This window comes from Dietzia sp. DQ12-76, assembly GCF_014145045.1.
Taxonomy (GTDB): domain Bacteria; phylum Actinomycetota; class Actinomycetes; order Mycobacteriales; family Mycobacteriaceae; genus Dietzia.
The window spans coordinates 1-7614 of record NZ_JAALDV010000220.1 but is presented as its reverse complement, the minus strand read 5'-3'; the positions used below and the strand labels follow the sequence as shown (position 1 = coordinate 7614).

Sequence of the window (7614 nt, the reverse complement as noted above, 5' to 3'; positions counted from 1 at the left end):
TCTGCCGATGCGGAGGAGCTGGCGGCCGACGCACAGGACTGCGCGGCGATCGCCGAGCGTGGGGTGAGGTCGGGCCCCGGGTCGGAGCCGGTGGCCACGGAACCCGTAGCGGAGCCCGGGGGCGACCGACCCCCATCGCCGTCCCCGGGCCGGCCTCAGGCGGAGGCCTCGACGCCGGGCGCCCCGTCCAACGGGTCCTCGCGTCCGAGTCCGTCGATGATGGCGCCCCACCGCCGTCCGCTGCGGTCCAAGTTCGTTCCGCTGTCGGAGGAGGTGTGGACCTCGTCCGGCGAGCAGACGCCGTTCGACGTGGGCCAGCAGTATGCGACCTGGTGGTATGAACAGGCCGCGACCGAGGAGCAGCGCGATCAGGCCCACCTGCTCTCCGGGGGAGTGCTCCCGCCTGCGGTGGACCGCCCGCTGCTGCAGTTCGCGTGTCAGATGCTCAACGAGTTCACCCTGACCGAGGCGCAGCGGGTTCGTCTGCGCGACGGATTCCATGAGGGGATCCGCGCGGTCCTGCTCAAGCATCGCTGACCCGGGCGGGACGAGGACGTCAGGGCCGGGGTTCAGAAGGGCGGGGGATCGCGGTCGTCGACATCCGGCCCGTCGCCCCGTGACGCCGCGACGTTCTCGCGGCGCCGGGCGGCAATGCGGCACGCCCGTCGATACCAGTGTGTGCTGAGAGGCCGGGGCCGGAGCCAGGGTCGCTCCGCGGAACCGGGGCCGGGCAGCGTGTCGAACCCGTTGCGGGTCAGGTCCCGCCACTTCGCCAGTGGTCCGTCTGGGAGAGTCGTGATGGTGTAACCACTCTCCGTGACGATGGTCAGCGTTCCGTCGCGCAGGAGCTGGTAGTACCAGGTGTGGAAGGTCTTGAACCTGTGGTGGCGCCGGCAGAGGCACATGAGATTGGCCTCGACGGTCTGACCGCCACCGCCGGGATCGGAGTGGTCGAAGGGCACGACATGGTCCACGTCGCAGTCCTCGGCCGGGACCGAACATCCGGGGTGGCGGCAGGTTCCGTCGCGTAAACGGATCCGGCGGGCCAGCTCGGCGCTGATCCGGTAGCGGCGCGCACCGTCGGTCGAGTCCGCGGACCCTGCCTCGGGATCGGGGACGGAGATCTGGGCCCCGACGCTGCGGGCCAGCAGAGCGATCAACGCGTCGATCGACGCGGGCCCGCTTCGCGGGACGTACACCTCCGGCTCCTCGCCCGGACCGCGAGGGGCCAGGATGGTGATGATCGGTCTGATCTGCGGGGCGGATGCGGGTGCGGAGCGACCCGAGTTTCCGGCGTCAGAACAGTCGCCGGTGCCGAGGATCGCGTCGACGAGGGCGTCCGCCCGGTGTTGCTGATGGGAGCGGGCGTGCGGGTCGTACGCCGGCCCGGTGCCGTTGCGGACGGCGTCGATCCGGGCCTGCTTCTCGCGGTCGAGCCGCTCCCCGGCAGTGTGCTGGAGCGCGTCGTGGACCGCGGTGGCCTCGGTCGAGGTGAGGTGCGCGCGCAGCTCTGACATCCCGTCCGCCCCGCGACGGACGCTGACTCCGCGCTCGTGCCGCGCAGCCGCGCATCGTCTGGCGACGCCCTCCGGGTCGAAGGCAGCGATGATGCTGTCGGTCTTGGCCAGGATCGCGTGGCGACCGGGCCGCTCGCCGGATGCGATGGACTCGAGCAGCGAGTCCACGACCAGGCGGTGCACGACGTCCAGCACGGAGGGGTCGACTGTCCGCATCTGCCTGACGAGCATCACCGCCGTGCGCTCGTCCAGGAGGCCGGACCTCATGGCTTCGACGATCCCGGGGAACCCCATGACGAGATCCCGGGCCAGCGTGAGCATCGACGCAGCGCGGCGATGGTGGACCCCGTAGGTGGCGACCAGTTCGGCGCAGGCGACGTCGAAGGGGTCCAGCACGGCGTGGTCGCGCGGACGCGGGGGCCCATCGGGGTCGAAGTAGCCGGCCTCGACATCGCGGGCGAACTGCTCTTCCTCGCACAATGCGAGGAGATCGTGACAGGCCTGCAGGCGGGCTGCGGCAGCGCGGTTCTCGGCGCGGAGAGCGTCGAGGGCGGCCAGCCCGGCCGCTGCTATCCCCGAACCGTGTGCTGTCGGCATCCGCGTCCCCCTTCCCGGCAGCCCGGCAATCGCTCGTGTGTTCGATAGCGCAACACTAGCAACGGGGTACGACATGGCATCCTGACCAGGACTGATGCCACTGACGCGTCCGGGGCGGGCGGGGGCGGCGGCGTCAGCGATGGCGACGGGGGTGGGAGAAACGGGAGGGAGCGGAGCGAGGTGTGATGCCCAGCGAGGCGGCGCAGGCCGCTCAGCGGCCCACCAGGTCCCGGTAGTACTCCGCGAGGCCGGGGTAGTAGTCCGGTTCGAAGTGCAGGGCATCCGGATCCCGCCCCGCCTCCGCTTCGACCAGGCGATCCAGGTAGTACTCCCACCCGGGACCGATGGACGCGGCGGACTCGGCGTCCGCGATGTACTGTTCCAGGGAGATGACGGCCTTGCCGCCCTCGCCGCCCTCGTCGTCGTCGCTCTCGATCCTCACGGTGAGCAGCCACCCACCTGACCCGGTCCGCACCACGAGGAGCCCGGGGGCGTCACAGGTGACCACCTCCATGTCATCCACCGGATCGCCGTCCTCGGCGGTCATGGTGAGCTGGACGGTGCCGGATGCCGGGTCGCCCGACCACGGGCCGATCCACCGGGCAGTGCGGGCCGGGTCGGTGACGGCGGCCCACGCCTGCTCACGGGACCGGGGCAGGCGGCGGGAGAACACGACCGCTCCCGAATCGGAGAGGCGGCCGGAGGGCGTGGGTGTGGGCATGTCGTCTCCTGGTGATCAGGCCGACGCCGGGGACGGGCTCACCCTGACGCCGACAGCCAGAATATCGCGAACCGCCGCGTGGAAACCGAAAAAGAATCACTCCGCACTCGTCGCTGCCGCAGGCGAGCGCGAACGGGTCAGTCCCTCGTGTCGCGGGGCAGGGTCGGTCCGGCGAGATCCGCGGGCCCCGGCTCCGGGGTCCCCGAGTCGTCGACGGGGGCAGAGGGTGACCCCGCCTGCCCGGTGGGCGTCGCGGCTTCCGTCGCACCGGATGTCTCCGTGTTCTCGTCGGTTCCGGCGCCCTCGGTCAGCTGACGGTCCGAATCGCCACCCGGGCCGGCTCCCTCGACGGCGGTGCCGCCGCCGGTCAGGCCCATGGACGCACGGATCTGCTCGAGCTTGCTCTTACCCTCCGACTCGCGGGTGAACGTGGCGGCGTCGAGCTGAGCGGTGGACGGCGCACCCGTGGCCTCCGCGAGTTCCTGTTTGCCCAGTGCCGTGGTGTAGCGGCCCTCGATCTTGGCCCGGATCTCGTCGAAGGTGGGCGAGTTGCCGCCGCCGACGCCCTCGAGGGAGGACACGGAGTCGACGGTGCGGTGCTGCATCTCGGCCTGCGTGGCCTGGAGGAGCAGCTGGTCCTCCTGTGCGAGCGTCTCCCGCAGTCGCTGGTCGGACTCCTTGACCGCCTGCTTGGCCTGCTCGGCGGCCTGGACCGCCTGCCCGTGCAGCTGCTTGGTGTTCTCCAGATCCTGTTCCAGGGTGACCATCCTCGAGGCCAACTGCTCGGCCTGCGCCTCGAACTGGCCGGCGCGGGCCGTGTCCCCCTCCGCCCGGGCCGACTCGGCCACCTGGAGGGTCTGCCGGATCTGACCCTGCACCTCGTCGAGCTGCCGGGACTTGGTGCTCATCGCGATCTCGAGCTGCTTGGCGTTCCCGATCACCGAGGCCGCCTGGTCGGTCACCGCCTTGTGCTGCTGGCGGGCGTTGTCCATGGCCTGGCGGACGAGGATCTTGGGGTCCGCGTTGTCGTCGACCTTCTTGTCGAGCGAGGCCTTGAGGTAGTTCCAGCTCTTGGAGAACGGGTTCGGCATGTCGGGGTCCTAACTGTCGGCACCGAGGGCGCGGGCCGGAAGGCCGACCCGTGGCGTGTTCCTACCTCTTGACGGTACCGAGCAGCGCGGCCACCGGCAGCGCGGTACGGGGCAGGTAGGGCTGACGCCACAGGCCTCCCGAGGCGGCCCCGTGCGACTCGTGTTCCCACTGCACCCCGACGTCCGGTCGACCGACGTTGAGGTCGTGGACCAGTAGTGCCGCGAGAAGGGCGGACGAGGTGGCCGGTTCGAAGATCTCGATGCCGAACGCGTGCGCCCCCTTGTACGTAGCCGCGAGGATCTTGTTCTTGGTGACCGAGCGGGTGTCGGTGGCAGGGGCCACGTTGACGGAGACGGTGTGCCCGTCTGCGAACGCGGTGGTGGCGCGCCACCGCTGCACCCGCTTGGCCAGCGTGTAGTTGGGACCCTGCTGGGGCACGAGGGCGTCGTGCACCGCGGGCCCGCTGCCCTTCTCGTAGTTCCGGTGGAAGACCTTCTGGCCGGTCAGGGCGCCGATGATCCTCTTGATGTCCGTGGCCTTGCGGGCCCTCAGTGCCGCGTCCGAGGCCTTCCTGACGTCGGCGGGCACCACGAAGGTGTCCATCGGGGTGGCCAGGTAGGCCAGGGCGTCGGCGGTCCCGTCCTTCAGCAGGTCGACGACCAGGGCGTCGGCCGCGGAGGAGAGCTGCACGTGGGTCCCGCCGTCCGCGTAGAAGTAGCTGCCCACGGTGAGCGGGGCCGGTGCGGCCGCCCGGGCCCACGCGACGAGTTCCGGCAGCTGGGTGAGCAGGTCGATCCCCGGCCGTCCGTCCTCGCCGGTGGGGAAGTGGATCCGTCCCGCGAACTCCGCGGCCCTCTCGCGGAACCGGTCCCACACCGGGCTGGAGGGGAGGTCGACGCCCAGGATGTCGGCGCCCCACCTCAGCAGCCGGGCGGCGGGCCCCATCTCGGACCCCAGGCCGAGCACGAGCACCGCTCGGCCCGGCAGCGAGAGCCATTCAGGGTTGTCCTGGACCAACTTGAGAGCGTCCGCGCAGCTCGGCTCGATCACCCCGGCGTCCACCCACTTGTCCAGCCGGGTTCGGAGCACCGCGCCGGTCAGTTCCTCGCCGCGGTAGGGGATGGACAACTCTGTGGCGGGGGCAGCCGTGCCCTGGACCGTCTCGGTCCCCGGGGTGGACTGCGACGCGACGACGGCGAGGTAGTCCTTCATCGGGGTCTCGACCATCTGGCCTTCGACCTCGTGAACGCCCACCATTCTGGACTGGAGTGACTCGAGCGCGGCCCGGGCCACCCCGTCCCAGGCCTCCGCATCGGCGACGCCCACACCGACCAGCTCGGTGAAGGGCTGGATGTACCCCTTGCGCCAGTCCTTGATCCGGTGGACCCGCTCACTCGCGGCCGGGTCCACGGTGGCGAGCGCGTCTGCGACCACCTGCTTGGCCAGCCGTCCGGACGAGCGGTTTCCGGATGGGTCGGCGGGGAACTGAACTCCGCTGCTGTTGGGTGTCATATCGCTCCTGGATCGGGGATGGATTTATGCGAGGTCAACCTCACATTTAGCCACGTCTGAGCCTGCGCGTCGACGTGTTGACGACGAGTCAGGCAATCGAAGGTTAAAAGTGATCAACGTCACTAAACAGGCGGCGCGGTGATTCTGTATAAGCTTCAATTCACTTATTAAGGTTCACATAAGTCGAGGTAGTAGGGCGCTATGGGGCCTTTAGCAGCACTCATTGCCCGAATCGTGCGGACTTCGCGCCCGCGCCCGGCTGGGTATTAGCTGTGCCTGAACGAGACTTCTTGTAACAAGTCCAGAAAATTGCTCGATAGGGTGATGACACGATCCGACGGTGAGCGGCCCCTTGGCCGAGCGCTGGACCGGGCGACGAGGGGGAGAACCCGGGTCGCTGGATTGTCACCAACGAACAGGAAGGCAGTTCCTATGAAGAACTCCAAGCGGATGATCGCCGTCATCGCGGCCTCCGGACTCGCGCTCGGCACCATGCCGGGTGTCGCCAACGCGCAAGAGGGCAGCGCGCTTCTCGACCTGGGGCTCGGGACCGAGCTCCTCGGTGGATCGATCGACCTCGGTCTCGATCTCTTCGTCGGTTCCGCCGGCGAGGACGGCCCGCTGACCGGCTCGCTCGAGGGCGTGTCCGATTCGCTCGGCACCGATTCGCTTGATCCCGCGTCGCTGGGCACGGGTTCGGACTCCGACTCGCTCGACACCGGCTCGCTGACCGAGATCTTCACCGGTTCGGACGCGGGTTCGGACACCGACTCGCTCGACACCGGCTCGCTGACCGCGCTCATCGATTCCATCGCCACCGGTTCGGCTTCGGGTTCCGAGGAGCTGGGCTCCCTCAGCGATTCGCTGGGCACGGGTTCGGACTCCGACTCGCTCGGCACCGATTCGCTTGATCCGGCGTCGCTGGGCACGGGTTCGGACTCCGACTCGCTCGACACCGGCTCGCTGACCGAGATCTTCACCGGTTCGGACGCGGGTTCGGACGACATGGGTTCGCTCGCCGAGATCTTCACCGGTTCCTCGGAGCTCGGTTCGGGTGAGATCAACCTCGGCTCGATCATCGAGGGCTCCGAGGCGGGTGGCGGGTCCGTTGATCCCGCGACCCTCCTCGCCCTGGGCTCGCTCGCCGCGGGTGGCATCGCGATCGGCCTCGCCGTCTCCGGTGGCGTCAACCTGCCGCCGCTCCCGCGCGTCAACGTCGGACTCGTATGCAACCTCCCGCCGGAGGCTATCGAGTTCCTCAAGGACAACGGTTCCATGGAGCGCCAGGAGTGCGAGCCCGTCGAGGAGCAGAACTGACGTTCTGACCCCTCGGCGCTGACCGAGTCAGCGTCCGGGTAGCACACCACCGATCCCCGCCGACCACACGGTCGGCGGGGATCGGTGCATTCTCCGGACCTGGATACCCTCAGAGCCATGTCCGTCCCCGACTTCGTCCTGGAACTACGCCGCCACGTCGGCACCGCGCCCCTCTGGCTGGCCGGCGCCACCGCCGTCATCCGTGACCCCCACGGCGAGCGCGTCCTGCTGGTTCGACGTGCCGACAACGGCTGGTGGACCCCGGTGACCGGCATCGTCGATCCTGGCGAACATCCCGCAGAGACCGCAGTCCGAGAGGCACGGGAAGAGGCCGACGTCCGCATCCGCGTGGACCGCGTCGCGTCCATCGGCGTCTCCAGGATGGTCACCTACACCAACGGCGACCGCGCGCAGTACATCGACCACACCTTCGCCTGTACCTACCTCGACGGCGACCCCCGCCCGGCCGATGGCGAGAACACAGACGTCCGCTGGTTCGGGGTCGATGACCTGCCCGAGATGCGTCCCCACATGCTCGCCCGCCTCGAGGCGGGACTCGCGGATGAGGAACGCGCGCGAATCGAGCTCGCCACCGAGTCCAGCCGGGCCACCGAGTCCAGCCGGGCCACCGGGTCCCATTAGAATCGGATCGTGCCCGCCGACCGAGTGCGAACCGAGGTCCCACCCGTGGTGACCGCGGCTGTCGGCATGGTGGTGGCATTGGTCAGTGCGGTGTTCGGTATCGCGGCTCACGGCCTGGCCGCCGGTACGGGCGCGTGGGTGCCGAGCCCCGGGCAGATCCTGCTGATCGCCGCAGCAAGCGCGGGGGTGGGGGCGGCCACCGCCGCCGTCGCCCGG

Annotated in this window: 6 protein-coding genes and 2 pseudogenes; 4 read left to right on the top strand and 4 right to left on the bottom strand. The window is 69.7% G+C overall.

Translation table 11 applies throughout. The annotated features are described in order from the left end of the window. Positions 1-537: pseudogene (locus G6019_RS17250) on the top strand (NYN domain-containing protein); the annotation flags it as partial. A 32-nt stretch (positions 538-569) separates the two neighbouring features. On the opposite strand, the gene G6019_RS08530 reads toward G6019_RS17250, so the two are convergent. The 4 genes from G6019_RS08530 to G6019_RS08515 all read right to left on the bottom strand — a co-directional run bounded on the left by G6019_RS08530 (position 570) and on the right by G6019_RS08515 (position 5439). Further along, positions 570-2114, bottom strand: a complete 1545-nt coding sequence (locus G6019_RS08530) for an HNH endonuclease (protein WP_182613408.1) — start codon at positions 2112-2114, stop codon at positions 570-572. 211 nt (positions 2115-2325) lie between these two features. Next, positions 2326-2835: an SRPBCC domain-containing protein gene (locus G6019_RS08525; protein ID WP_182613407.1), complete on the bottom strand. Its 510-nt coding sequence runs from the start codon at positions 2833-2835 to the stop codon at positions 2326-2328. A gap of 137 nt (positions 2836-2972) precedes the next feature. Further along, a complete protein-coding gene (locus tag G6019_RS08520) occupies positions 2973-3926 on the bottom strand; it encodes a PspA/IM30 family protein (RefSeq protein ID WP_182613406.1) in 954 nt (317 codons plus the stop codon). A gap of 61 nt (positions 3927-3987) precedes the next feature. Beyond that, positions 3988-5439: a hypothetical protein gene (locus tag G6019_RS08515; protein ID WP_182613405.1), complete on the bottom strand. Its 1452-nt coding sequence runs from the start codon at positions 5437-5439 to the stop codon at positions 3988-3990. Between the two features lie 432 nt (positions 5440-5871). Here G6019_RS08515 and G6019_RS08510 point away from each other — a divergent pair, with 432 nt between their 5' ends. The 3 genes and pseudogenes from G6019_RS08510 to G6019_RS08500 form a co-directional block, all read left to right on the top strand. Beyond that, positions 5872-6756, top strand: coding sequence for a hypothetical protein (locus G6019_RS08510; protein WP_182627409.1), 885 nt, complete (start codon positions 5872-5874; stop codon positions 6754-6756). Between the two features lie 117 nt (positions 6757-6873). Next, positions 6874-7398 carry an NUDIX hydrolase gene (locus tag G6019_RS08505; protein ID WP_182627407.1) on the top strand — a complete coding sequence of 175 codons (525 nt, stop codon included), beginning with the start codon at positions 6874-6876 and terminating at the stop codon, positions 7396-7398. Between the two features lie 9 nt (positions 7399-7407). Next, positions 7408-7614: pseudogene (locus G6019_RS08500) on the top strand (hypothetical protein); the annotation flags it as partial.